Origin of the sequence: Vibrio sp. 1457, from assembly GCF_033340195.1 — a bacterium.
In the GTDB taxonomy this organism is placed as follows: Bacteria; Pseudomonadota; Gammaproteobacteria; order Enterobacterales; family Vibrionaceae; genus Vibrio; species Vibrio alginolyticus.
The window spans coordinates 1-1,270 of the sequence record NZ_JAWOWA010000088.1; the positions used below are offsets into that span (position 1 = coordinate 1).

Sequence of the window (1,270 nt, forward strand, 5' to 3'; positions counted from 1 at the left end):
TAAGGAGGTGATCCAGCGCCAGGTTCCCCTAGCGCTACCTTGTTACGACTTCACCCCAGTCATGAACCACAAAGTGGTAAGCGTCCCCCCGAAGGTTAAACTACCTACTTCTTTTGCAGCCCACTCCCATGGTGTGACGGGCGGTGTGTACAAGGCCCGGGAACGTATTCACCGTGGCATTCTGATCCACGATTACTAGCGATTCCGACTTCATGGAGTCGAGTTGCAGACTCCAATCCGGACTACGACGCACTTTTTGGGATTCGCTCACTTTCGCAAGTTGGCCGCCCTCTGTATGCGCCATTGTAGCACGTGTGTAGCCCTACTCGTAAGGGCCATGATGACTTGACGTCGTCCCCACCTTCCTCCGGTTTATCACCGGCAGTCTCCCTGGAGTTCCCGACATTACTCGCTGGCAAACAAGGATAAGGGTTGCGCTCGTTGCGGGACTTAACCCAACATTTCACAACACGAGCTGACGACAGCCATGCAGCACCTGTCTCAGAGTTCCCGAAGGCACCAATCCATCTCTGGAAAGTTCTCTGGATGTCAAGAGTAGGTAAGGTTCTTCGCGTTGCATCGAATTAAACCACATGCTCCACCGCTTGTGCGGGCCCCCGTCAATTCATTTGAGTTTTAATCTTGCGACCGTACTCCCCAGGCGGTCTACTTAACGCGTTAGCTCCGAAAGCCACGGCTCAAGGCCACAACCTCCAAGTAGACATCGTTTACGGCGTGGACTACCAGGGTATCTAATCCTGTTTGCTCCCCACGCTTTCGCATCTGAGTGTCAGTATCTGTCCAGGGGGCCGCCTTCGCCACCGGTATTCCTTCAGATCTCTACGCATTTCACCGCTACACCTGAAATTCTACCCCCCTCTACAGTACTCTAGTCTGCCAGTTTCAAATGCTATTCCGAGGTTGAGCCCCGGGCTTTCACATCTGACTTAACAAACCACCTGCATGCGCTTTACGCCCAGTAATTCCGATTAACGCTCGCACCCTCCGTATTACCGCGGCTGCTGGCACGGAGTTAGCCGGTGCTTCTTCTGTCGCTAACGTCAAATAATGCAGCTATTAACTACACTACCTTCCTCACGACTGAAAGTGCTTTACAACCCGAAGGCCTTCTTCACACACGCGGCATGGCTGCATCAGGCTTGCGCCCATTGTGCAATATTCCCCACTGCTGCCTCCCGTAGGAGTCTGGACCGTGTCTCAGTTCCAGTGTGGCTGATCATCCTCTCAGACCAGCTAGGGATCGTCGCCT

The 1,270-nt window shown here is 53.6% G+C and carries 1 rRNA gene; it reads right to left on the reverse strand.

Annotation, left to right across the window (positions count from 1 at the left end):
- A 16S ribosomal RNA gene (locus R7Z41_RS23920) occupies positions 1–1,270 on the reverse strand; the annotation flags it as partial.